This window comes from Micromonospora sp. NPDC023644 (assembly GCF_040640115.1).
GTDB lineage: Bacteria > Actinomycetota > Actinomycetes > Mycobacteriales > Micromonosporaceae > Micromonospora.
Map to the genome: position 1 here is coordinate 1 of NZ_JBFABA010000076.1, position 21,983 is coordinate 21,983.

Below are 21,983 nucleotides of genomic sequence, written 5' to 3' on the forward strand. Positions count from 1 at the left end.
TCGTGCTGCACCTCCAGCCCGACGTCGTGGATCTCGCTGACCAGTGCGCACCCTCGCCGACCTCGGCTGCGGCCTCGGCGCGGACGCGCTCGCCGCCGCCCGCGCCGGCATCCGGGTGTACGGCGTGGAGGCCGACCCGGTGACCGCCGCGATGGCCGCCGCGAACGCCGAGGCGGCCGGGCTGGCCGAGCTGTTCACGGTGGAGTGCGGCGACGCCACGGCGTTCGACGTGGGCCGGGTCGACGGGGTGTTCTGCGACCCGGCGCGCCGCAGGGCGGGCACCGGACGGCGCATCTTCGATCCGAACGCCTACTCGCCGCCCTGGGACTTCGTGGTCGGGCTCGCCGAGCGGGTGCCGCACACCGTCGTGAAGGTGGCGCCCGGCATCGACCACGCGCTGATCCCGGCGGGCGCCGAGGCGGAGTGGGTGAGCGTCGACGGCGACCTGGTCGAGGCGGCCCTGTGGTGCGGCGAGCTGGCGCAGGTGCCCCGCCGGGCCACCGTGCTGCGGGGCAGGGAAACGGCCCCGGTCGACGCCTCCGGCCACGCCGGGGATCCGCCCGACCGACCGACCGGCTCCGGCGGCTGCCATCAGTTGACCGGCTCCGGCGACGCCGACGCCCCCGTCGGCCCGACGCGCCGCTTCCTGTACGACCCGGACCCCGCGGTGGTCCGCGCCCACCTGGTCGCCGAGCTGGCCGACACCCTGGGCGCGACGCTGGCCGACCCGAGCATCGCCTACCTCCACGCGGACGCAGCCGTGCCGACGCCGTTCGCCCGCTGCCTGGAGGTCACCGACGTGCTGCCGTTCTCGCTCAAGCGGCTGCGGGCGCTGCTGCGGGAGCGCCGGGTCGGGCGGGTGGAGATCCTCAAGCGCGGGTCCGCGCTGGAGCCGGAGAAGCTCCGGCGGGACCTGCGGCTGGCCGGGGGCGCGGCGGCCAGCCTGGTGCTGACCCGGGTCGCCGGGGCGCCGACGGTGCTGCTCTGCCGGCCGGTCGGGTAGCGCGCGAGGGAGTGGGCGCCGGTGTCGTCGACCGCCCGGCGCTTTCGGCTCGCGGGTCGCGCGGGGCCGGGTTAGCTTGACCGTCATGGCGGGACAGGGCACTCCGGCGACCGCGCTGCTGACGAAGCGGAAGATCGCCCACACCACCCATCCGTACGACGTCTCCCCGGACGCGCCGAACTACGGCGCGCTGGTCGCGGCGGCGCTGGGGGTGCCGCCGGAGCGGGTGTTCAAGTCGCTGGTCGCCGAGGTCGACGGCGCGCTGACGGTGGCGGTCGTGCCGGTCACCGGCGAGCTGGACCTCAAGGCGCTCGCCGCGGCGGTCGGCGGCAAGCGGGCCGCCATGGCCGACCGGGCGGTGGCCGAACGGGCCACCGGGTACGTGCGCGGCGGGATCAGCCCGCTGGGCCAGCGCCGGCGGCTGCCCACGGTGCTCGACTCGTCGGCGCTCGACCATCCCACCGTCTACGTCTCGGCGGGCCGGCGCGGCCTCCAGCTCCAGCTCGCCCCGCGGGACCTGGTGGCGCTCACCGGCGCGGCCACCGCCCCGCTCTCCGCCCGCTGAGCTGCGCCGCTCCCGTCGGCGACGAGAGAGCGCTCCCCGGCGGGCGACGGCCAGGTGTCAGGGACGTTGCTGAATTGTTACTGCCGACAACAAACTCGCGACCTCGGCGCTCTTGTGCCCACGGCGCGAAGCGGAATACGTTGCCGGACACAACAAACCAACATCATCCCCCACCCCCGAAAGGACCCTGCAAATGCGCAAGGGCTTCCTCACCTTCGCCGCCGTGGGCCTGCTGGCCACCGGCGGCCTCACCGCCTGCGGCGACGACTCCGGCTCCGAGGCCGGCGGCTCCACCGAGAAGAAGCCGAAGATCGGCGTGATCCTGCCGGACAGCAAGTCCTCCGCCCGCTGGGAGGGCGCGGACCGCAGGTTCCTGGAGGAGGCGTTCAAGGCCGCCGGCGTCGACTACGACATCCAGAACGCCCAGGGTGACAAGACGGCGTTCCAGACCATCGCCGACCAGATGATCACCAAGGGCGTCACCGCCCTGATGATCGTCAACCTGGACTCCGGCACCGGCAAGGCCGTGCTCGACAAGGCCAAGTCCCAGGGCGTGGCGACGATCGACTACGACCGGCTCACGCTGGGCGGCTCGGCCACCTACTACGTCAGCTTCGACAACGAGGCCGTCGGCAAGCTCCAGGGCGAGGGCCTGAGCAAGTGCCTGACCGACAAGGGCGCCAAGAACCCGGTCGTGGCGTACCTCAACGGCTCGCCGACCGACAACAACGCCACCCTGTTCAAGAACGGGTACGACTCGGTGCTCAAGCCGAAGTTCGACTCGAAGGAGTACACCAAGGGCCCGGACCAGAACGTGCCGGAGTGGGACAACACCCAGGCCGCCACCATCTTCGAGCAGATGCTGACCCAGACCGGCGGCAAGATCGACGGCGTGCTCGCCGCCAACGACGGCCTCGGCAACGCGGCCATCTCGGTGCTGAAGAAGAACAAGCTCAACGGCAAGGTCCCGGTGACCGGCCAGGACGCCACCCCGCAGGGCCTGCAGAACATCCTCGCCGGCGACCAGTGCATGACCGTCTACAAGGCGATCAAGGAGGAGGCGAAGGCCGCCTCGGACCTGGCCATCGCGGTGGCCAAGGGTGAGAAGAAGGAGACCGGCCAGACGGTCAAGGACCCGGAGGGCGGCCGGGACGTCTCGGCGGTGCTGCTGACCCCGAAGCTGATCTTCAAGGAGAACGTCAAGGACGTCATCGCCGACGGCTTCGTCACCAAGGACGAGGTCTGCGCCGGGGCGTACGCCAAGCTCTGCGCCGACGCCGGCATCAGCTGACCCGTACCCGATTCCACGCGCACGCCGCCCGGCACGGACCCTGTGCCGGGCGGCGGTTCGCGCCGGACGGGATCCGAGACCTCCCCTCCACCTGAAGGAGCCCCCGTGTCCGCAACCCCCCTGCTGGAACTACGCGGGATCGACAAGAGCTTCGGTCCCGTCCAGGTCCTGCGCGACGTCGCCTTCACCGCCCACCCGGGCGAGGTGACCGCGCTGGTCGGCGACAACGGCGCCGGCAAGTCGACCCTCGTCAAGTGCATCAGCGGCATCTACCCCACCGACGCCGGCAAGTTCCACTTCGACGGCCGGCCCGTGACCATCAACAGCCCCCGCGACGCCGCGGCGCTCGGCATCGAGGTCGTCTACCAGGACCTCGCGCTCTGCGACAACCTCGACATCGTGCAGAACATGTTCCTCGGCCGGGAGAAGCGCAGCGGCATCGTGCTCGACGAGCCGACCATGGAGCAGATGGCCGCCGACACCCTCGCCGGGCTGAGCGTGCGGACCGTGAAGTCGCTGCGGCAGCACGTCTCCAGCCTCTCCGGCGGCCAGCGCCAGACCGTCGCGATCGCCAAGGCCGTGCTCTGGAACAGCAGGCTCGTCATCCTCGACGAGCCGACCGCCGCGCTCGGCGTCGCGCAGACCGCCCAGGTGCTCGAACTGGTCCGCCGGCTCGCCGACAACGGCCTCGCCGTGGTCCTCATCTCGCACAACATGAACGACGTCTTCGCCGTCTCCGACCGGATCGCCGCGCTCTACCTCGGCCAGATGGTCGCCCAGGTGAAGACCACCGACATCACTCACTCGCAGGTGGTCGAGCTGATCACCGCCGGCCGCTCCGGCGGGCTCGGGCTCGCCACCGAGCCGGCCAACGGCGGCAACGGGCACGGCGCGGAGCCGGCCGACAGCAACTCAGGAGGCGTCCGATGACCACCACCGTCGTGCAGAAGGACGGCCCGGCGGCCGTCACACCGCCGCCCACCCTCGGCAGTCACGCCCGCAACTACGTCAGCCGGGTCCGCGGCGGCGACATCGGCGCGCTGCCCGCCGTGCTCGGCCTGGTCGTGCTCTGCACGGTCTTCTCGATCATGCAGCCGACGTTCCTCAGCGCCGGCAACTTCGCCAACCTGTTCACCCAGGGCGCCGCGGTCACGCTGATCGCGATGGGGCTGGTCTTCGTCCTGCTGCTCGGCGAGATCGACCTCTCCGCCGGCTTCGCCAGCGGGGTCTGCGCCGCCATCCTCGCCAACGTGGTCACCGTGCTCGGCTACCCGTGGTACGTGGCCGTGCTCGCCGCGATCGTCACCGGCGTGGTGATCGGCACCACCCTCGGCTTCCTGGTGGCGAAGATCGGCATCCCGTCCTTCGTGGTGACCCTCGCCGGATTCCTCGCCTTCCAGGGCATCGTGCTGATGCTGATGGAGGAGGGCGCCAACATCTCCGTCCGCGACGAGGTGCTGGTGGCCATCGCCAACCGCAACCTCACGCCCGTCCTGGGCTGGCTGCTGACCGCGGTGGCGGTCGCCGGCTACGCGGCCGTGCAGCTGCTCCGGCACCGTACGCGGGCCGCCCGGGGCCTGGTGACCGACCCGATCGCGGTGGTGTTCGCCCGGATCGGCGGGCTGGCGCTCGTCCTCGGCGTCGCGGTCTTCATCCTCAACCTGGAGCGCAGCCGCAACGTCGTGGTCAGCTCGCTCAAGGGCGTGCCGATCGTGGTACCGATCATCGCGGCGCTGCTGGTCTTCTGGACCTTCGTGCTCCAGCGCACCACCTACGGCCGGCACGTCTACGCTGTGGGCGGCAACAAGGAGGCGGCCCGCCGGGCCGGCATCAACGTGGACCGTATCCGCATCTCGGTCTTCGTCATCTGCTCCTCGATGGCGGCCGTCGGTGGCATCGTCGCCGCCAGCCGGGCCAACTCGGTGGACCCGAACACGGGTGGCAGTGACGTACTGCTCTACGCGGTCGGCGCGGCGGTCATCGGCGGCACCAGCCTCTTCGGCGGCAAGGGCCGGGTGCTCGACGCCGTCCTCGGTGGCGCGGTCGTCGCGGTCATCGACAACGGGATGGGCCTGATGGAATACAGCTCGGGGGTGAAGTACGTGGTCACCGGCGTGGTGCTGCTGCTCGCCGCCAGCGTGGACGCGTTCTCCCGTCGGCGCTCCACCTCCACCGGCAACCGTTGACCGCGCGGCACCGGAAGTGACGACGGCGATGCGCGCAGGACCCAGCCAGGACGAGATCCGTCGGCAGAACCTGGGCGCGTTGCTGCGCTACGTGCACGTGCACGGGGCCACCACCCGTGCCGAGCTCACCACCATGCTGGGGCTCAACCGCAGCACCATCGGCGCGCTGACCGCCGACCTGGCCGGCGCCGGGCTGGTCAGCGAGGGGACGCCGAAGGAGACCGGCCGGGCCGGACGACCGTCGCTGGTCGTCCGGCCCGAGTCGGACCGGGTGCACGCGTACGCGTACAGCATCGAGGTGGACCGGCTGCGGGCCGCGCGGATCGGTCTCGGCGGCGCGGTGCTCGACCGCCGGGAGCTGGACCGCCCTCGGGGTCTGACCGCCGCGGAGGCCGCCCCGCTGCTGGCCGGGGCGGTCAAGGAGATGCAGCAGAGCGCGCCGGCGGACGCCGTCTGCGTCGGCGCGGGCGTCGCGGTCTGCGGCATGGTCCGGCGCGCCGACGGGCTGGTCCGGCTGGGCCCGACCACCGGGTGGGTCGACGAGCCGATCGGCGCGGCGCTCGGCGCCGAGCTGGGCTGCGGCGTGCCGGTCACGGTCGGCAACGTGGCCGACGTGGCGGCCTTCGCCGAGCACGCCCGGGGCGCGGCGGCCGGCTGCGACAACGTCATCTACCTGTACGGGGACGTGGGCGTCGGCGCCGGCATCATCGCCGGCGGGCGCCGGCTGACCGGGCACGGCGGCTACGGCGGCGAGGTCGGCCACATGGTGGTCGTCCGGGACGGCGCGCCCTGCGAGTGCGGCTCCCGGGGCTGCTGGGAGACCGAGATCGGCGAGTACGCGCTGCTGCGCGCGGCCGGCCGCTCCGACGCGCGGGGCCGCGACGCGCTGCTGGCCGTCTTCGACGCCGCCGACCGGGGCGACCTGCGGGCGCAGACGGCGGTACGCCAGGCCGGCGACTGGCTCGGCTTCGGGGTGGCCAACCTGGTGAACATCTTCAACCCGGAGATGGTCATCTTCGGCGGCGGCATGCGGGACCTCTACCTCGCGGCGGCGGCCCAGGTGCGCAGCCGGCTCAACTCGGTCGCCCTGCCGGCCTGCCTGGAGCACGTGCGGCTGCGTACCCCGAAACTCGGCGACGACGCGGCGCTGATCGGCGCCGCCGAGCTGGCCTTCGAACGCCTGCTCGCCGACCCCCTCGACGCCGGCTGACCGGTCCCACCCTCGTCGGGTGCCGACCGTGGCAGGCGCGGGGACCGGTCCGCCGAGCCGATCGGGGGGGGCGGCTCACGGGCCGCCCGCCGTCGGTCGCCGGTCGTCGGCCGTCGGTCGCCGGTCGCCGGTCGCCGGTCGCCGGTCGCCGGTCGCCGGTCGCCGACATGACTCTGGGTAATCATCGAGGGCTGCCTGTCATCGCCACCGGTCGCTCGTCTCGGTCCCTTTGCTCTGCAGCCATCCACGCACCGGCTACGGACGGTGGCTGGTGCGTCGGCGGCTGCAGAGCAAAGGGACCGGGAGGATAATCCGCTGACCCCACGACCGCGAGACGAAATCGCTGGTCAAAGGGCTCGGATCCGAAATCGAGGCCGACGCCGGTGGGGAAGCCGCGCAGATATGACTACCGTGTGTGACGCCGACGCCCTTCCGCCAACATCGTCACAGAGAGTATCGGTGGCGGGTGGTTGCTCAGCGCCCGGCCGAGTCCCGGCAGCCCTCGGCACGCCCACCCACGCGGCACGGCCGCCGCACGCCCGCCCCGCGCACCGGCGTCCGTCCGCCCGTACACCCGCACGCGCGGCACGGCCGCCCGCCCGCACGTCCGCCCCGCGCACCGGGCACGTCCGTCCGCCCCCGTGCGGCCGGCACGGCGGCCGGGGCGGCTACTCGTTGAGTTCCGGGCCCAGCAGCCGGATCTCCTCGATGTCGAGGACGGCCTGCAACTCCCGCAGGACGATGTCGTCGATCTCGTTCGTGTCCCGCAGCCTGGTGACCTCGCGGCGCTTGTGTTCGAGCACGGCGAGCCGCAGCCGCCGGTCGAGTTCCCGGGCCCGCTCCGCCGACCGGCCCTCGTCGGTGGAGCGGACGTCGTCGAGGTGCTGCTCGTAGTCCGCCCGGATCCGTTCCACCGCCTCCGGCGCGGCGCCGATCCGTTCGGCGACCTCGGGCAGCACCGCCAGCGCGGCCTCGGTGGCGCGCATCCGGGCCAGCCGCAGCTCGCCGACCCGCCGGGTGTCGCCGACCAGGCCCGCCCATCTGACGACGGCGGGCAGCGTGGTGCCCTGGACCAGCATCGTCAGCAGGATGACCACGGCGGTGGCGAAGATGATCAGATCGCGGTCGTGCACACGGGTGCCGGTGGAAGTGGTCACCGGCACCGCGAGGGCCGCCGCGAGGGAGACGGCGCCCCGGAACCCCGCCCACCCGGCCGCCGTCCGCACCCGCCAGTTGACCCGCTCGTCCTGCTGCGCCGCTTGGCGGTCGACGACCAGGAAGGCGAACGCCGCCAGGTGGATCCAGAGCATCCGGGTCAGCACGACCACGCCGGTCACCACCACCGCGATGACCACCGCCCGCATCACCGACAGGCTGGTCACCCCGCGCAAGGCGCGCGGGATCTGCATCCCGAGGAGCACGAAGAGCCCGCCGTTGATCAGGAACGTGGCGAGGTCCCAGAAGCCGTACGCCAGCACCCGGGATCGGGCCCGGATGACCCGGGGGGCGGCGTACGACAGCATGAGGCCCGCGACCACCACCGCCAGGACGCCGCTGGCGTGCACCAGCTCGGCGAGGAGGAAGGCGACGAACGGCGTGAGGACGCTCAGCGCGCCCTCGCGCAGCGGGTCGTCGAGCCGTCGCCGGACCAGGATCACCGCCCCGCCGACCAGCAGGCCGGCGGCGACGCCGCCGACCGACGCGAGGACGAACCGCTCGCTCAACCCGAGCAACCCCGGCTCGGTGCCGCCCACGATCAGGCCCACCCCGACGGAGAAGAGCACCAGCGCGGTGCCGTCGTTGATCAGGCTCTCCGCGTGCAGGGTGGTCAGGATCCGGCGCGGCATCCGCTTCGCCAGGCCGGCGACCGCCGCGGCGTCGGTCGGCGCGAGCACCGCGCCGAGCACCCAGGCGGCGGCCGGGTCGACGCCGAACCGCTGCACGACGAGCGACACCGCGACCATCGTCGCCACCACCAGCCCCACCGCGAGCAGCGCGATCGCGAGGAGGTTGGTGCGGATCTCGCGCAGGCTGGTGGTGATGCTCTCCTTGTAGAGGATCGCCGGCAGGAACAGCAGCAGCACCACGTCGGGCTCCAGCACCACGTGGGACAGCGGCGGCAGGAGCGCGAGCAGCGCGCCCATCGTGATGAGCAGGACCGGGGGCGCCACGCTGTACCGCCCGCCGAGGGTGGTGCCGACCAGCACCGTGACGCCCAGCACCACGATCAGTTCGAGACCGCCCACGCCGCACCCCCGTCACCGGCCGGCGCCACGGTGACGGGCACGCGCCGGTCGCCTGCCGCCCCACCATCGTGGTACGGCGGTCGCACGCGGCGCCCTCGAACCCGGAAACAGGCGCCCCTGCCCGCCGGCGTCGACGGCGAGCCCTCAGGGCGACGCCGCGCGGCGGGTCAGGAGCCGGTGCCGTGCCAGGAACGCCAGAGGGCGGCGTAGGAGCCGTCGGCCGCGACCAGCTCGTCGTGCGAACCGATCTCGGAGATCCGCCCGTCCTCCACCACCGCCACCCGGTCGGCGTCGTGCGCCGAGAAGAGGCGGTGCGCGATGGCCACGACCGTACGGCCCTGGAGGACGGCCGCGAGGGACCGCTCCAGGTGCCGGGCGGCGCGGGGGTCGATGAGCGAGGTGGCCTCGTCCAGCACCAGCGTGTGCGGGTCGGCCAGCACCAGCCGGGCCAGCGCCAGCTGCTGCGCCTGCGCGGGCGACAGCGGGTGCCCGCCGGCGCCGACCACCGTGTCCAGCCCGTCCGGCAGCCCGTCGGCCCAGTCCAGCGCGTCGACGGCGGCCAGCGCAGCCCGGACGGCCGACTCGTCGGCACCCGGTCGCACCATCGCCACGTTCTCCCGCAGCGTGCCGATGAAGACGTGGTGCTCCTGGGTGACGAGGGCGACGTGCGTCCGCAGCTCCGCCAGGGGCAGCTCGTCGAGCCGCCGACCGCCCACGGTGACCGAGCCGGTGCGGGGCGCGTGCACCCCGGCGAGCAGCCGGCCGAGGGTGGACTTGCCGGCGCCCGAAGGGCCCACCATGGCCAGCTTCTCCCCCGGCTCCGGCACCAGGGTCACCCCGTGCAGCACGTCCCGGCCCTCCCGGTAGGCGTACCGGACGTCCCGGGCGGCGAGCCGACGGTCCCCTGCGGCCGGAGGATCGGCCGGGCCCGGGGCGCCCGCGGCGGGCGGGGTCGGGGCTCCGGCCGGCGGGCCGGCGTCGGCCACCCCGAGCAGGCGGGCCATCGAGGCGCCGCCGACCTGCAGCTCGTCCAGCCAGGAGAGCAGCCGGTCGACCGGATCGATCAGCTGCTGCACGTAGAGCGTGGCGGCGGTGACCTCGCCGAGGCTCACCCAGCCCTTCAGGTAGAACCAGCCGCCGATGATCAGCGTCGCCACCACCGGCAGCACGTAGCCGATCTCGGCGACCGGGAAGAACACCGTGCGCAGCCGCAGGGTGTAGCGCTCGGCCGCGTACGACCGGCGGATGTCGGCGTCGGTGCGGGCCCGGCGGCGCGCCTGCTGCCGCAGCGCTTCCGTGGTCCGCGAACCCTCGACGGTCTCGCTGATGCCGTCGGTGATGTCGGAGTAGGCGGCGTTCTCCCGCAGGTAGCCGTCCGGGGCGCGGCGCAGGTACCAGCGGGTGCCGGCCCACAGCAGCGGCACCGCGAGCAGGCAGGGCAGCGCGAAGAGCGGGTCGACCAGGAGCAGCGCGCCGACGATGAAGCAGCCGGTGACGACCGCGATCAGCGTCTCCGGCACCGCGAACCGGACCGTCCGCGACAGCGCGGAGACGTCCCGGGACGTCCTGGTGAGCAGGTCGCCCGTGCCGGCCCGCTCCACGGTGGCCAGCGGCAACGCCAGGATCCGGTCGACGAACTCCTCACGCAGCTCGGCCAGCACCCGCTCGCCGAGCCGGGCCGAGGCCAGGTGGGCGAAGCGGACCAGCACCGACTGCACCAGCACGAACCCGGCGATCAGCAGGGCGATCCGGTCGACGGTGACGCCGGACGTGCCGCGGGAGATCCCCTCGACCAGGTCGCCGAGCAGCCACGGCGCGACCAGGCCGGCCGCGGCGGCCAGCGCGTGCAGGCCGAGCGCCACCCCGAGCGCCCTCGGATGCCGGCGGGCCAGCGTGCGGGCGTAGCGGCGCACCTGGCGCCCGTCGGCGACCGGCAGGGCGGTGGCCATCAGTCCTCCCCCCGGCTGACCGTCGCCCGGTAGCGCGGCTCGCCGTCGAGCAGTGCGGTGTGCGATCCCTCGGCCACCACCTTGCCGTCCTCCACGAAGATCACGTGGTCGGCGCGGTGCAGCACGAGCGGGCTGGTGGTGCAGACCAGCGTGGTGCGGCCCCGCCGGGCCGCGCCGAGGCGGTCCGCGATCCGGGCCTCGGTGTGCGCGTCCACGGCGCTGGTCGGCTCGACCAGCAGCAGGGTCTCCGGGTCGGCGACCAGCGCCCGGGCCAGCCGCAGCCGCTGCTGCTGGCCGCCGGAGAACTCCCGGCCGCGCTCGGCGACCGCGCTGTCCAGCCCTTGCGGCAGGGCCTCGACGATGTCGGTCGCGCTCGCCGCCGTCAGCGCCGCCGTGATCGTCGCGTCGTCGGTGCGGTCGTGCGGGTCCAGCTCCGCGCGCAGCGGGCCGGTGAAGAGGTGCGCGTCGTTGTCGGCCACCAGGATCCGCTCCCGCACCGTCGCCAGCGCCGCCTCCCGCAGCGGTACGCCGTGCAGCGTCGCGTCCGAGTCGACGTACCGGCCGAGGCGGTCCACGATCGCCGCCGCGTCCTCGGGCGCGGTCGCGGCGAGCGCGGTGAACCGGCCCGGTCGCACCGTCACGCCGGAGGCCGCGTCGACCAGCTCGCCGGGGCCGTCCGGCAGCGTGGCCGGGCGGGCCGGGTCGCGCAGTTCCGGGGTGAGCCGCAGCAGCCGCACCACCCGCCGGGCGGCGACGTGCCCCCGGGTCAGCTTGTCCACCGCCTCGGTGAGCTGCCGCAGCGGGCTGACCAGGAACGCGGTGTAGCCGTAGAACGCCACGAGCTGACCGGCGCTGATCTCGCCACGCAGGGCGAACCGGGCGCCGAGCCAGGTGACCAGCACCAGGAAGGCCCCCGGGAGCAGCACCTGGGCCGCCTCCAGCAGCGACTCGATCCGGGCCACCCGCAGGCCGTCGGCGCGCAGGGCCTGCGACCGCGTCCGGTAGCGGGCGGAGAGCACCGGCTCGCCGCCGACGCCGCGCAGCACCCGCAGCCCGGAGACGATGTCACCGGCCCGGGCGGTCAGCGCCCCCTCCGAGTCCCGGTACGCCTGCTGCTGCCGGTGCAGGGGCCGGATGAGCAGCCCGACGACCGCCATCAGGAGCGGCACGCCGAGCACCACGACCAGCCCGAGCGGCACCGAGGCGCCGAGCAGGATCACCCCCACGGTGAGGATCGCCACGATCGCGCCGGTGCCCCGGGCGGTGATGTCGATGGCCGAACCGATCTGGCTGATGTCGGCCGTGCCGATGCTCACCACCTCGCCGGCGGAGACCCGGCGGGGCAGCGCGGCGCCGAGCCGGTTGGCCGCGCCCACGGTCAACTGCACCGTCCGGTACGCCCCGCCGAGGAAGTTGTGCAGCGCGCACCGGTGCCGCAGGATCCCCGCGACGGCCTGGAGCACGCCCAGTCCGAGCAGGGCCAGCCCCCAGGTGAGCAGCGCGTCCTCGTCGCGGCGGGTGAGCCCGTCGACGGCCCGGCCGACGGCCGCCGGCACCAGCGCCTGGGCGACCATCCACACGACGCCCAGCAGGATGCCGGCGGTGAGCAGCGCCTTGTGCCGCCCGGCCAGCCACACGAGGTAGCGGGTCGCCGAGCGGGTGTCGGGTACGCCGGGGTCCCCGGCCGGTGGAAAGCGCATGGCCCACCGACGCTAGGTGGCGGGCCGACCGTCCCGCCAACCAATTACCGCCGCGGCGTGCCGCAGCTCACGTCCCCGCCCACCGAAGGACCGCTGGCGCGCGGCGGCCGCCGCCCGCCCCGGCCTCAGCGGTCGACCTGCGTGAAGTCCCAGGAGTGCGGGGGGCGGGCCAGCAGCATCGCCGGCGGCTCCGGCAGCGGGCGCGGGTTGCTACGCCACTTGGAGATGACCACCACCCGGTGGTCGGTGGAGGAGAACACCTCGCTGGACAGGTGCATCGGGTCGTGCTCGAACTCCGGCAGCGCGGTGTCGCAGACCCAGGTGATCAGGTCCGCAGCGCCGTACGGCTCCGCCCGCGCCTCCCACATCCGCACGATCACGTCAGCCATCCTCGGGGTTCACACGCTGACCGTGGTCAGCGGCATGGCGGAATCGGCGGGCAGGTCCAGGCGGCTCGGCGCGACTCCCGAGGCGACCAGGTGCGAGCCGAGGGCGGCGACCATCGCGCCGTTGTCCGTGCAGAGCCCGGGCCGGGGCACCCGGACCCGGATGCCGTGCGCGGCGGCCCGGTCCTCGGCCATCGCCCGCAGCCGGGAGTTGGCCGCCACGCCCCCGCCGATCACCAGCGTCCCGACGCCGTTGGTCCGGCAGGCGTCCAGCGCCTTGCGTACCAGCACGTCGCAGACCGCCTCCTGGAAGGACGCGGCCACGTCGGCGACCGGCACCGGCTCGCCGGCCCGCTGCCGCGCCTCGACCCACCGGGCCACCGCCGTCTTCAACCCGGAGAAGGAGAAGTCGTAGCGGTGCGCGGCGAGGTCCTTGGCGGCGGTCAGGCCGCGCGGGAAACCGATGGCGCCCGGATCGCCGGCCCGGGCCTCCCGGTCGATGTACGGGCCGCCGGGGAACGGCAGCCCGAGCAGCCGGGCCACCTTGTCGAACGCCTCGCCGGCCGCGTCGTCGATGGTGGCGCCGAGCGGAGTGACGCCCCGGGCCAGGTCGTCGACGAGCAGCAGGGAGGAGTGCCCGCCGGAGACCAGCAGGGCGATCGCCGGCTCGGGCAGCGGGCCGTGCTCCAGGGTGTCCACGGCGACGTGCGCGGCCAGGTGGTTGACCCCGTACACCGGCTTCTCGGCGGCGATCGCGTAGCCCTTCGCGGCGGCAACCCCGACCAGCAGCGCGCCGGCCAGCCCCGGACCGGAGGTGACGGCGATCGCGTCGATGTCGGCGAGCGTCACCCCCGCCTCCTTCAGGGCCCGCTCCATGGTGGGCACGATGGCCTCCAGGTGGGCCCGGCTGGCCACCTCGGGCACCACGCCGCCGAAGCGGGCGTGCTGCTCGACGCTGGAGGCGAGCGCGTCGGCCAGCAGGGTGTGCCCGCGCACGATGCCGACCCCGGTCTCGTCGCAGGAGGTCTCGATGCCGAGGATCAGGGGTTCGTCAGTCATCGCTCACATCCCGCGTTGCGCTGCATGACCAGCGCGTCGGTGTTGCTCGGTTGGTAGTAGCCGCGCCGCACGCCGATCGGCTCGAAGCCGTACGCCGCGTAGAGCTTCTGGGCGGGGGCGTTGTCCGCCGCGACCTCCAGCAGGGTGCTGCGGGCGCCGAGCCGGGCGGCCTCGGCCAGCAGCGCCTCCAGCAGGAGCCGGCCGACGCCGCGCCGCTGGGCGTCCCGGCGCACCGCGACGTTCTGCACCCACGCCTCGTCGGGCGGGGCCACGGCGAGCCCGGCGTAGCCGAGCACGGCGCCGTCGTCGTCGGCGGCGACCAGGTAGAAGTGCCCGTTGGCCAGCTCGTTCCAGAACATCGCCGCCGACCACTGCTCGGCGCCGAACAGGTCCGCCTCGATCGGCAGCACCTCGTCGACGTGCCACCACCGGAACCGCCCCAGGCCCACACTCATGGCGTCACCTCGGTTCGCGACTGCGGGGCTCGCAAAACCGGCTCACTCCTCGCGCTCACGGCAGGACCGGCTTGCGGGCGGTCGCCGCCACGGCGTCCGGGCGGCGCAGGTAGAGCGGGGTGAGCGCCTCGGAGGGGGCGCCGGCCCGGATGCGCTCGGCGGCCAGGGTCGCCAGCACGCCCGCGTCCGGGTAGCGGGGCTCGTCCCGCACGGGCAGGGCGAGCGCGTCCGCGTACCGGTGCGCGCCGTCGCCGACCGCAGCCGTGACCGCCAGGTCGCGGGCGCGCTCGGCGGCGACCGCCGGCACGGACACCTCCGGCCCGACGATCCGCTGGCCCGCGCCGTCGTAGACCGCCCAGTAGATCTCCCGGCGGCGCGCGTCGCTCGCCGCCAGCACCGGCTCGCCGGCGGCCGCCGGGTGGCCGATGGCGTCCAGCGAGCAGACACCGTACGTGGGGACGCCCAGCACCTGGCCGATGGTGGCGGCGGTGACCAGGCCCACCCGCAGCCCGGTGAACGGGCCGGGGCCGAGCCCGGCGACGATCGCGCCCAGGTCGGCCGGGCGCGCACCGGCCTCGGCGAGCACGGCGTCGACCTGCGGCGCGAGCAGTTCGCCGTGGGCGCGGGCGTCGACCGTGCAGCGGTGCGCGCGGGTCACCACGCCGTCCGCCGCGACCTCCACCAGCGCCGCGGTCACCGCGGGGGTCGAGCTGTCCACCACCAGTACGAGCACGGTAAGCCAGCCTAGTCGCCCCCGTCGTCACCCCCGGTCACGCCCCGGCCGGCGGCCGACGGTCCGCGGCCGGCGGAGGACTGTCGTCACCCCGGTCACGCCCGGCCGGCGGCGACAAAGGTCTGCGGCCGACGGGCCCGCCGCCGGCAGGGCGGCGGCGGCAGGCAGAGGTCAACTCGGGGTGCGGAACTTCCGCAGGAAGGCCGGCAGCAGCCAGGGGCGCCGCCCGGTGACGCGCACCTTGCCGGTGAGCACCGCCCGGGCCCGGCTGACCCGGCCGAACATCATCAGGTTGAGCGTGCCGGGGTCGTGGTCGATCCGGGCGTCGGGCCGGGCGTCGGGGTCGGCGAACGTCATCCGCCCCCGGTGCAGCAGGAGCCGGACAGGCTCCGCGTACGCCGAGCGGAACTCGACCACGACCGGGCGTTCGCTCGGCGGCGCGCCGCCGTCGATCAGCCGCCCGTAGCCGTGCCGGACCACCCCGGCCAGGAACAGCTCCATGAACAGCGCGGCGTCCCGGCCGGGCAGCGACCACGGCCGCCCGGTGGCGCGGGCGACGTCGTGACCGTGGATGAGCAGCTCGTTGACCAGGTGCGCGCAGAGGCCGGCGAGGGGCACCCGGGCCCCGCCGAGCCAGGGCACCGTCTCGTCGGGGCGCCGGTGATCGCAGGCGAGGAGGAGTTGCCCGACGTCGGCCCGCAGCCGGTCGGCCAGGGCCTGCGGCTCGCGGTCGGTGAGGTGCCGGAGCAGCACGTCGTTGAAGTCCGCCACCGTGTCGACGGTGATGTCGGGGAGCTGCCGGTGCAGGCCCGGCACCGGCAGGGGTGGATGCTCCGGGTCCACCAGGCACACGTAGTACCACGCGAGGGAGCCCACGTGGGCCAGCGTGTCGGCCACCGACCAGTGGGCGGTGGCCATCGTCTCCGGCGGGGTGGCGCGGACCAGGTCGAGGAAGCGGTCCGTCTGGTCCGCCAACGCCGTCCGCGCCACCCGCCACCGCTGTTCGCTGACCGTCGCCGCCATCGTCGCCTCCCGGCTCGCCGACCGCTCGAGGCACAGGCTACAACGGACGGTCACCGCGCGATGACCGCGAAAGTGCGGAGCTGTCAGCCGGCGGAGCGCTCCCAGTCGACCGTGGGCAGGCCGGCGTCGGCGAGCGCCTTGTTGGCCGCGCTGAACGGGCGGCTGCCCAGGAAGCCGCGCGGGTTCATCGGGCTGGGGTGCCCGGCCTCCAGCACCACGTGCTGCGGGTTGGTGACCAGGGCCGCCTTCTTGCGCGCGTAGCCGCCCCAGAGCAGGAAGACCACCCGGGAGTCCATCGCGTCGAGCGCGCGGATGGTGGCGTCGGTGAACTCCTCCCAGCCCCGGTTGGCGTGCGAGCCGGGCGTGGCCTCGCGGACGGTGAGGACGGAGTTGAGCAGCAGCACGCCCTGCGCCGCCCAGCCGCTGAGGTTGCCGCCGCGCGGCTTCGGCACGCCGAGGTCCTCGCCCAGCTCCTTGAAGACGTTGCGCAGCGACGGCGGCACGCTCACGCCCTCCCGCACGCTGAAGCTCAACCCGTGCGCCTGCCCCGCCTTGTGGTAGGGGTCCTGCCCGAGGATCAGCACCCGGCAGTCGGCCGGCGCGCAGAGCCGGTAGGCCGAGAAGAGGTCCTCGACCGGCGGGAAGACGGTGCGGGTCGCGTACTCCCCCGCGACGAACGCGGCCAGCTCGGCGGTGCGGGCCGGGTCGAGGTGCGGGGCGAGCACGGCACGCCAGTCCTCCGGCAGCAGCGCCAGCAGGTCCAGGGTGGGGGCGTCGTCGGGCATCGGCAACCTTTCGCCTATCGGGTCCGTCCCGCGCACTCTAGGCAGCCGGTACGACAGCGCTCACCCGAGGGCCGCCAGGCGCCGCTCCCAGTCGCCGCCGACCGGCTCCAGCTCGACCACCCGGGTGTCGTCGTCGCGCCGGTCGACGCGTACCCGCAGGTGGGCGTCGACCAGCTGCTCGACCAGGCCCTCGCCCCACTCCACCACGGTCACCGACTCGTCCACCGAGGCGTCCAGGTCGAGGTCGTCGATCTCGGCGCGCGGGTCGGCGGCGTCCCCCAGCCGGTACGCGTCGGCGTGCACCAGCGCCACCGTGCCGCCCCGGGCGGGGTCGGGCCGGTGCACCCGGGCGATCACGAAGGTGGGCGAGGTGACGGCCCCGAGCACCCCGAGGCCGGCCCCGATGCCCCGGGTCAGCGCGGTCTTGCCGGCGCCGAGCGGTCCGGTCAGCAGCAGCAGGTCGCCGGCGCGCAGCAGCCCGGCCAGCCGCCGCCCGAACTCGTGGGTGTCGTCGACCGTCGGCAGCTTCACGACGTGGCTCACAACGCCTCCAGGAAGCGGACCAGCGCCTCGTCGACCTCGTCGGCGTGCTCCAGCATCACCACGTGCCCGCTGTCGGTGATCTTGACGAACTCGGCGTGCGGCAGCCGCCGGACGATCTCCTCGGAGTGCGTCACGGGGGTGATCATGTCCTTGTCGCCGACGACCACCAGCACGGGGGTGTCCGCCAGCGCGGCGAGCGCCGGGAACCGGGAGTGCGTGGCCAGCGTCCGCAGGTAGCGCGTCACCGTGTCGGCCGAGGTGCGGGAGTTCATCGTCTCGACGTACGACACCAGGGCCGGGCTGGGATGGCGGGTGCCGAAGCCGTACTTGCGGGTGAGCAGCCAGGCCACGTTGGTGGTGGACCGGCGCGCCCGGTCGATCACCGGGCCGCCGTAGCGGGTGACGTTGCCGACCATGTGCAGCACCGGCGCGCCGACCCGGCCGAGCAGGGCGGGCGCGACCAGCTTGGTCTCGGCGATCAGGCCGCCCGAGGTGGCCATCAGCACGGTGCCCACGACCCGGTCGCCGAACAGCTCCGGGAACAACTCGGCGAAGGCCATGATGGTCATCCCGCCCATCGAGTGGCCGACCAGCACCAGCGGCCCCTCCGGGGCGGTCCGGTCGATCACCTCGCGCAGCGTCCGGCCGAGCGCGGTGAGGTCGTACTCGCCGGTCTCCAGCCGCCCCGACCGGCCGTGCCCGGGCTGGTCGTACGCGACGATCCGGTGTTCGCCCCGCTCGGCGAGCAGCTTGCGCTGGAAGTGGAAGGTGCCCATGTCGAGGCAGAAGCCGTGCACCAGCACCACGGTCGGGTTGCCGGGCCTGGGCCGGGTCGGCTCCACCACCTCGACGTGGATGTCGGTCCCGTCGGGCATCTCCAGCCGGAAGGACTCGTCGTACCGCTGTTCGCCGAAGACCTCTCCGGCGTACCGGTCGGTGGGGTCGGCCTTGAGCTTGCGGACCAGGGCGCGTTCGGTGGCGACGCCGGCCGCGAGCCCGACGGCGGCGACCCCGACGGCGGCCAACGCGCCGACGGCCGCCCTGGCGTGCCCGGTACGCGGCAGCGGGATGCGGGGACGCGTCGTCACGGCCGCTCGCCGACGTGGACGCGGGGCACCCGGGTGCTGCCGAACCGGGTGACGATCTCGTAGTTGATGGTGCCGACCGCCTCGGCCCAGTCGTCGGCGGTGGGCTCGCCGTCGGCGCCGCTGCCGAAGAGGGTCACCACGTCGCCGGCGGCCACCGGGTCGTCGCCGCAGTCGAGCACGAACTGGTCCATGCAGACCCGCCCCGAGATCGTCCGGCGCTTGCCGCCGAGCTGCACCGGGCCGCTGTTCGAGGCGTGCCGGGGCACCCCGTCGGCGTAGCCGAGCGGCACCACCGCGAGGTTCGCGTCCCGCTCGGTGGTGTAGGTGTGCCCGTACGAGACGCCGGAGCCGGCGGGGACGCGCTTGGTGAGCATCACCCGGGCCCGGGCGGTCATCGCCGGGCGCAGCCCGTAGCTCTCGCCGGCGACCGGGGAGAGGCCGTAGACGGCCAGCCCGGGGCGGACCAGGTCGAAGTGGGTGTCCGGCCGGGTCAGGGTGGCCGCCGAGTTGGCCAGGTGCCGGTAGCGCGGCCGCAGGCCGGCCTGCTCGGCCATGCCCAGCCCCTCGTGGAAGACGGCGAGCTGGCGGTCGATGGTCGGGTGGCCGGGCGAGTCCGCGTACACGAAGTGGCTCCACACCCCGACCACCTCGACCAGGCCGTCGGCCTGCGCCTTGGCGGCGGCGTCGAGCAGGGCCGGCCAGTCGGCGACGGTCGCGCCGCCCCGGGCCAGCCCGGTGTCGATCTTGAGGTGCAGCCGGGCCGGCCGGCCCGCGGCGCGGCCCGCCGCGACCATCTCGTCGAGCTGGGGCAGGCTGGCCACGCCGAGGTCGACCCCGGCGGCGACACCCTCGTGCAGCGGCAGCCCGGGCGCGAGGAGCCAGGCCAGCACGGGCACGGTGATCCCGGCCCGGCGCAGCGTGAGCGCCTCGTCCAGCGTGCAGACCCCCAGCCAGTCCGCCCCGCCGTCGAGGGCGGCGCGGGCGGCCGGGACCATGCCGTGGCCGTAGCCGTCGCCCTTCACCACCGCCATCAGCTCGGCGGCGGTGCCGGATCTCAGCCGGCTCACGTTCTCGCGGATCGCGTCCAGGTCCACGCGCACCTCGGCCTGCCACATGCCCCCAGCCTACTTTCCTCGCCGGCCGGGGCCGGCCCAGCCGGTGCGCCCCGGCGCGGGAGGTGGGGCCGGGTCAGGAGATGCGGGCGAGGACCGGGCGGAGGGCGTCGGCCACGTCGGGCGCCGTCACCGGCCCGCCCCGGGCCGCCTCCCGGCCGGCCAGCCCGTGCAGGTACGCGGCGGCGGCCGCCGCCCGCTCCGGAGCCAGCCCGGCTGCGAGCAGCGCGCCGAGCAGCCCGGCCAGCACGTCGCCGGTGCCGCCGGTGGCCAGCGCGGGGGATCCGGTTGGGTTGACGTACGCCCGGCCGTCCGGCGTGCCGATCACCGTGCGGTCGCCCTTGAGCAGCACCACCGCGTTCATCCAGGCGGCCAGCCGCAGCGTGGCGCCCACCCGGTCGGCGCCCGGTTCCTCCCCACAGAGCCGGGCGAACTCCCGGTCGTGCGGGGTGACCACGATCGGGGCGTCCCGCGTGCGCAGCCGGTCGGCGAGCGAGCCGTCGACCAGCAGGGTCAGCGCGTCGGCGTCGAGCACCACCGGCACCGGGGCGGCGAGCACCGCCCGCAGCTCCCTGGCCGCCTCCTCGCCGGTGCCCAGGCCGGAGCCGCAGACCCACGCCTGCACCCGCCCGGCGTCGGCGACCCGACCGGTGGCGATCACCGACGGATGCCGGCGCAGCACGTCGGCCCGGGCCGAGCCGGCGTAGCGGACCAGGCCGGTCGGGCCGGCCAGCGCCCCCGCGACGGAGAGCACGGCCGCGCCGGGGTAGGTCGCCGAGCCGGTGGCGACGCCCACCACGCCCCGGGTGTACTTCTCCGAGGCCGGGCCGAGCCGCGGCCACCAGTCGACGACGTCCGACCACTCGGTCACACCCAGCGCCGGGCTGCCCCGCAGCCACGGCCCCAGCCCGATGTCGACCAGCTCCACCGCACCGGCGAGCGCGGCGGCCGGGCCCACCACCAGGGCGGGCTTCAGCCCGCCGAACGTCACGGTCACGTCGGCCCGGACCGCGCTGGGGCGGCCCGAGGCGGTCAGCGGCACTCCCCCGGTGTCGACCGCGACCCCGCTGGGCACGTCCACGGCGACCACGGCGGCCGGGGCGCCGTCGCGCCCGCGGTGCCGCACCAGGCTGGCGGCGAGTTGGTCGGCGGCCTCCCGCAGCCCGCCGCGCCCGCCGATCCCGACGATGCCGTCGAGCACCAGGTCGACGGTCCCCGGCGGCCGGTCGACGACCCGCCCGCCCGCAGCCCGCAGCGCGGCCAGCCCCTCCGCGTGCGCCCGGCCGGGGCTCAGCAGCAGCGCCGACACGGCCGCGCCCCGCCGGGCCAGGTGCGCGCCGGCGAGGAGCGTGTCGCCACCGTTGTCGCCGGAGCCGACCAGCAGCAGCACCCGCGCGGCGTAGACGCCACCCCGGTCGGCGAGCAGCAGCGCGCAGCGGCGGGCCAGCCCGGCGGCCGCCCGCCTCATCAGCGTCCCGGGCGGGAGCGTGGCCATCAGGCCCGCCTCCGCCGCGCGTACGTCCGCGACCCGCCACACCGGTCTCATGCCACCCCGTCCCGTCCGGTTGCCGGCGCGCCGGGAGCCGGCGCGCCCCCGATCACTGTTCCGCGACCACCATGGCCGAGGCGATCCCGCCGTCGTGGGACAACGAGAGATGCCAGCGGTTGACCCCGCGCTCGGTGGCCGCCGCCGCGACCGTGCCGGAGACGGTCAGCCAGGGGCGGCCGTCCGGGTCCGGCACGATCTCGCAGTCGTGCCAGCTCAGGCCGGCCGGGGCGCCGAGCGCCTTGGCGACCGCCTCCTTGGCCGCGAAGCGGGCGGCCAGGGACTCGGGTGAGCGCGGGTTGCCGGAGCGGGTGCAGCGCTCGGCCTCGGTGAAGAGCCGGTCGGCGAGCAGCGGTGTCCGGGCCAGGGCCTTGGCGAACCGTTCGACGAGGACGACGTCGATGCCGACAGCGACGATCACCCGCTCACCCTACCGGCGCGGGCGGCCGCACATTAGCCGCCGCTTCCTTGCGGGGCAACGCCTGTGGACGACCGGCCGTCCGCCGGCAGGGCCGTCGTCCACAGGCCGGGCGCGGGGGTGTGGACGCCGCCTAGCGTCGCGGCCGTCGACGTTTTCGCGAGGCGGGGGGCCGAGGATGACCGAGGAGCCGTTGACCGTACGACCCGACGCGCTGCGCCGGGCCGCGAGCATGCTCGACGACGACGCGTACCGGCTGGGGCACGGGCTGGCCGGGGCGTCCGGGCTGGTGGTGCCGGCTCCCGAGTGGTCGGCCGGGGCGGCGTTGGCCGGGCTGGAGGCGGCGGTGCACGCCTGGTTCGGCGGGCTCGGCGCCCGGGTGGCCACCACGGCCGGGGCGGTCCGGGCCGCCGCCGAGGCGTACGAGGCGGTGGACGACCGGGCGGCCGGCCGGCTCACCGCGCTGCCCCGGTGACCGCGCCGGCGGCTCGGGCCGCGCCGGTCCGGCGCGCGGCCGGTCGGACGACCGCGACGCACCCGGCCGGGCGGCCGGCGCACCCCGGCGACGGCGCGGCGGGCGTCGGCTACCGGCAGCTGTGGGCGGCCGATCCCGGCGCGTGGCGGGCCGCCGGGGTGGCCTGGCGGGGGCTGACCGAACCGGTGGCGCGCCGGGCCGGCGAGCTGG

At 75.0% G+C, this 21,983-nt stretch carries 21 protein-coding genes and 1 pseudogene; 8 read left to right on the forward strand and 14 right to left on the reverse strand.

Features of this window, described 5'->3' with window-relative positions; translation table 11 throughout:
* Window positions 1-43: 43 nt before the first annotated feature.
* The 6 genes and pseudogenes from AB0G08_RS28430 to AB0G08_RS28455 form a co-directional block, all read left to right on the forward strand.
* A pseudogene (locus AB0G08_RS28430) lies at window positions 44-1,003 on the forward strand (methyltransferase domain-containing protein); the annotation flags it as partial.
* Between the two features lie 85 nt (window positions 1,004-1,088).
* A complete protein-coding gene (gene ybaK / locus AB0G08_RS28435; RefSeq protein ID WP_358093499.1) occupies window positions 1,089-1,568 on the forward strand; it encodes a Cys-tRNA(Pro) deacylase in 480 nt (159 codons plus the stop codon).
* A 193-nt stretch (window positions 1,569-1,761) separates the two neighbouring features.
* Window positions 1,762-2,859 carry a sugar ABC transporter substrate-binding protein gene (locus AB0G08_RS28440; protein ID WP_358093502.1) on the forward strand — a complete coding sequence of 366 codons (1,098 nt, stop codon included), beginning with the start codon at window positions 1,762-1,764 and terminating at the stop codon, window positions 2,857-2,859.
* Window positions 2,860-2,964: 105 nt separating this feature from the next.
* The gene (locus AB0G08_RS28445; protein ID WP_358093505.1) at window positions 2,965-3,789 is read left to right on the forward strand and encodes an ATP-binding cassette domain-containing protein; all 825 of its coding nucleotides are present in this window, start codon (window positions 2,965-2,967) and stop codon (window positions 3,787-3,789) included.
* Window positions 3,786-5,045, forward strand: a complete 1,260-nt coding sequence (locus tag AB0G08_RS28450) for an ABC transporter permease (protein ID WP_358093508.1) — start codon at window positions 3,786-3,788, stop codon at window positions 5,043-5,045. The genes AB0G08_RS28445 and AB0G08_RS28450 overlap by 4 nt, the downstream gene beginning before the upstream one ends.
* Before the next feature lie 28 nt (window positions 5,046-5,073).
* Window positions 5,074-6,255, forward strand: a complete 1,182-nt coding sequence (locus AB0G08_RS28455; RefSeq protein ID WP_358093511.1) for an ROK family protein — start codon at window positions 5,074-5,076, stop codon at window positions 6,253-6,255.
* A gap of 668 nt (window positions 6,256-6,923) precedes the next feature.
* On the opposite strand, the gene AB0G08_RS28460 is transcribed toward AB0G08_RS28455, so the two are convergent.
* From AB0G08_RS28460 to AB0G08_RS28525, 14 genes are all read right to left on the reverse strand, one after another.
* The gene (locus tag AB0G08_RS28460) at window positions 6,924-8,501 is read right to left on the reverse strand and encodes a Na+/H+ antiporter (protein ID WP_358093514.1); all 1,578 of its coding nucleotides are present in this window, start codon (window positions 8,499-8,501) and stop codon (window positions 6,924-6,926) included.
* Between the two features lie 167 nt (window positions 8,502-8,668).
* Complete coding sequence (locus AB0G08_RS28465; protein ID WP_358093517.1) at window positions 8,669-10,450, reverse strand: ABC transporter ATP-binding protein; 1,782 nt, start codon at window positions 10,448-10,450, stop codon at window positions 8,669-8,671.
* Window positions 10,450-12,150, reverse strand: coding sequence for an ABC transporter ATP-binding protein (locus AB0G08_RS28470; protein ID WP_358093520.1), 1,701 nt, complete (start codon window positions 12,148-12,150; stop codon window positions 10,450-10,452). Before AB0G08_RS28470 ends, AB0G08_RS28465 begins: the two co-directional genes overlap by 1 nt.
* A 125-nt stretch (window positions 12,151-12,275) precedes the next feature.
* On the reverse strand, window positions 12,276-12,530 hold the full coding sequence (locus AB0G08_RS28475) for a hypothetical protein (RefSeq protein ID WP_358093553.1): 255 nt from the start codon (window positions 12,528-12,530) through the stop codon (window positions 12,276-12,278).
* Window positions 12,531-12,548: 18 nt separating this feature from the next.
* The gene (tsaD, locus tag AB0G08_RS28480; protein ID WP_358093523.1) at window positions 12,549-13,595 is read right to left on the reverse strand and encodes a tRNA (adenosine(37)-N6)-threonylcarbamoyltransferase complex transferase subunit TsaD; all 1,047 of its coding nucleotides are present in this window, start codon (window positions 13,593-13,595) and stop codon (window positions 12,549-12,551) included.
* Window positions 13,592-14,050: a ribosomal protein S18-alanine N-acetyltransferase gene (rimI, locus tag AB0G08_RS28485; RefSeq protein WP_358093526.1), complete on the reverse strand. Its 459-nt coding sequence runs from the start codon at window positions 14,048-14,050 to the stop codon at window positions 13,592-13,594. Before rimI ends, tsaD begins: the two co-directional genes overlap by 4 nt.
* A 55-nt stretch (window positions 14,051-14,105) precedes the next feature.
* Window positions 14,106-14,783, reverse strand: coding sequence for a tRNA (adenosine(37)-N6)-threonylcarbamoyltransferase complex dimerization subunit type 1 TsaB (gene tsaB / locus AB0G08_RS28490; protein WP_358093529.1), 678 nt, complete (start codon window positions 14,781-14,783; stop codon window positions 14,106-14,108).
* Between the two features lie 171 nt (window positions 14,784-14,954).
* The gene (locus AB0G08_RS28495; protein ID WP_358093532.1) at window positions 14,955-15,806 is read right to left on the reverse strand and encodes a maleylpyruvate isomerase family mycothiol-dependent enzyme; all 852 of its coding nucleotides are present in this window, start codon (window positions 15,804-15,806) and stop codon (window positions 14,955-14,957) included.
* Window positions 15,807-15,889: 83 nt separating this feature from the next.
* Window positions 15,890-16,591: a uracil-DNA glycosylase gene (gene ung / locus AB0G08_RS28500; protein ID WP_358093535.1), complete on the reverse strand. Its 702-nt coding sequence runs from the start codon at window positions 16,589-16,591 to the stop codon at window positions 15,890-15,892.
* Between the two features lie 60 nt (window positions 16,592-16,651).
* Window positions 16,652-17,134 carry a tRNA (adenosine(37)-N6)-threonylcarbamoyltransferase complex ATPase subunit type 1 TsaE gene (gene tsaE / locus AB0G08_RS28505; RefSeq protein ID WP_357881911.1) on the reverse strand — a complete coding sequence of 161 codons (483 nt, stop codon included), beginning with the start codon at window positions 17,132-17,134 and terminating at the stop codon, window positions 16,652-16,654.
* Complete coding sequence (locus AB0G08_RS28510; RefSeq protein WP_358093538.1) at window positions 17,131-18,222, reverse strand: alpha/beta hydrolase; 1,092 nt, start codon at window positions 18,220-18,222, stop codon at window positions 17,131-17,133. The genes tsaE and AB0G08_RS28510 overlap by 4 nt, the downstream gene beginning before the upstream one ends.
* Entirely contained in the window at window positions 18,219-19,337 is a 1,119-nt protein-coding gene (alr, locus tag AB0G08_RS28515; RefSeq protein ID WP_358093541.1) for an alanine racemase, read from the reverse strand. Before alr ends, AB0G08_RS28510 begins: the two co-directional genes overlap by 4 nt.
* Before the next feature lie 73 nt (window positions 19,338-19,410).
* Window positions 19,411-20,880 (reverse strand): NAD(P)H-hydrate dehydratase, encoded by a 1,470-nt coding sequence (locus tag AB0G08_RS28520; RefSeq protein ID WP_358093544.1) that lies wholly within the window; start codon window positions 20,878-20,880, stop codon window positions 19,411-19,413.
* A 52-nt stretch (window positions 20,881-20,932) separates the two neighbouring features.
* Complete coding sequence (locus AB0G08_RS28525) at window positions 20,933-21,301, reverse strand: holo-ACP synthase (protein WP_357883942.1); 369 nt, start codon at window positions 21,299-21,301, stop codon at window positions 20,933-20,935.
* A gap of 175 nt (window positions 21,302-21,476) precedes the next feature.
* On the opposite strand from AB0G08_RS28525, the gene AB0G08_RS28530 reads away from it, so the two are divergent.
* On the forward strand, window positions 21,477-21,773 hold the full coding sequence (locus AB0G08_RS28530) for a type VII secretion target (RefSeq protein ID WP_358093547.1): 297 nt from the start codon (window positions 21,477-21,479) through the stop codon (window positions 21,771-21,773).
* Window positions 21,770-21,983, forward strand: a 214-nt coding sequence (locus AB0G08_RS28535) for a hypothetical protein (RefSeq protein ID WP_358093550.1), incomplete at its 3' end; no start/stop codon positions are given. The genes AB0G08_RS28530 and AB0G08_RS28535, both read left to right, overlap by 4 nt.

Coding starts and splice junctions, on each gene's coding strand:
- ybaK (WP_358093499.1), top strand. CDS start 1,089: ATGGCGGGACAGGGCACTCCGGCGACCGCGCTGCTGACGAAGCGGAAG.
- AB0G08_RS28450 (WP_358093508.1), top strand. CDS start 3,786: ATGACCACCACCGTCGTGCAGAAGGACGGCCCGGCGGCCGTCACACCG.
- tsaD (WP_358093523.1), bottom strand. CDS start 13,595: ATGACTGACGAACCCCTGATCCTCGGCATCGAGACCTCCTGCGACGAG.
- AB0G08_RS28495 (WP_358093532.1), bottom strand. CDS start 15,806: ATGGCGGCGACGGTCAGCGAACAGCGGTGGCGGGTGGCGCGGACGGCG.
- AB0G08_RS28440 (WP_358093502.1), top strand. CDS start 1,762: ATGCGCAAGGGCTTCCTCACCTTCGCCGCCGTGGGCCTGCTGGCCACC.
- AB0G08_RS28520 (WP_358093544.1), bottom strand. CDS start 20,880: ATGAGACCGGTGTGGCGGGTCGCGGACGTACGCGCGGCGGAGGCGGGC.
- AB0G08_RS28470 (WP_358093520.1), bottom strand. CDS start 12,150: ATGCGCTTTCCACCGGCCGGGGACCCCGGCGTACCCGACACCCGCTCG.
- rimI (WP_358093526.1), bottom strand. CDS start 14,050: ATGAGTGTGGGCCTGGGGCGGTTCCGGTGGTGGCACGTCGACGAGGTG.
- ung (WP_358093535.1), bottom strand. CDS start 16,591: ATGCCCGACGACGCCCCCACCCTGGACCTGCTGGCGCTGCTGCCGGAG.
- AB0G08_RS28465 (WP_358093517.1), bottom strand. CDS start 10,450: ATGGCCACCGCCCTGCCGGTCGCCGACGGGCGCCAGGTGCGCCGCTAC.
- AB0G08_RS28530 (WP_358093547.1), top strand. CDS start 21,477: ATGACCGAGGAGCCGTTGACCGTACGACCCGACGCGCTGCGCCGGGCC.
- alr (WP_358093541.1), bottom strand. CDS start 19,337: ATGTGGCAGGCCGAGGTGCGCGTGGACCTGGACGCGATCCGCGAGAAC.
- AB0G08_RS28455 (WP_358093511.1), top strand. CDS start 5,074: ATGCGCGCAGGACCCAGCCAGGACGAGATCCGTCGGCAGAACCTGGGC.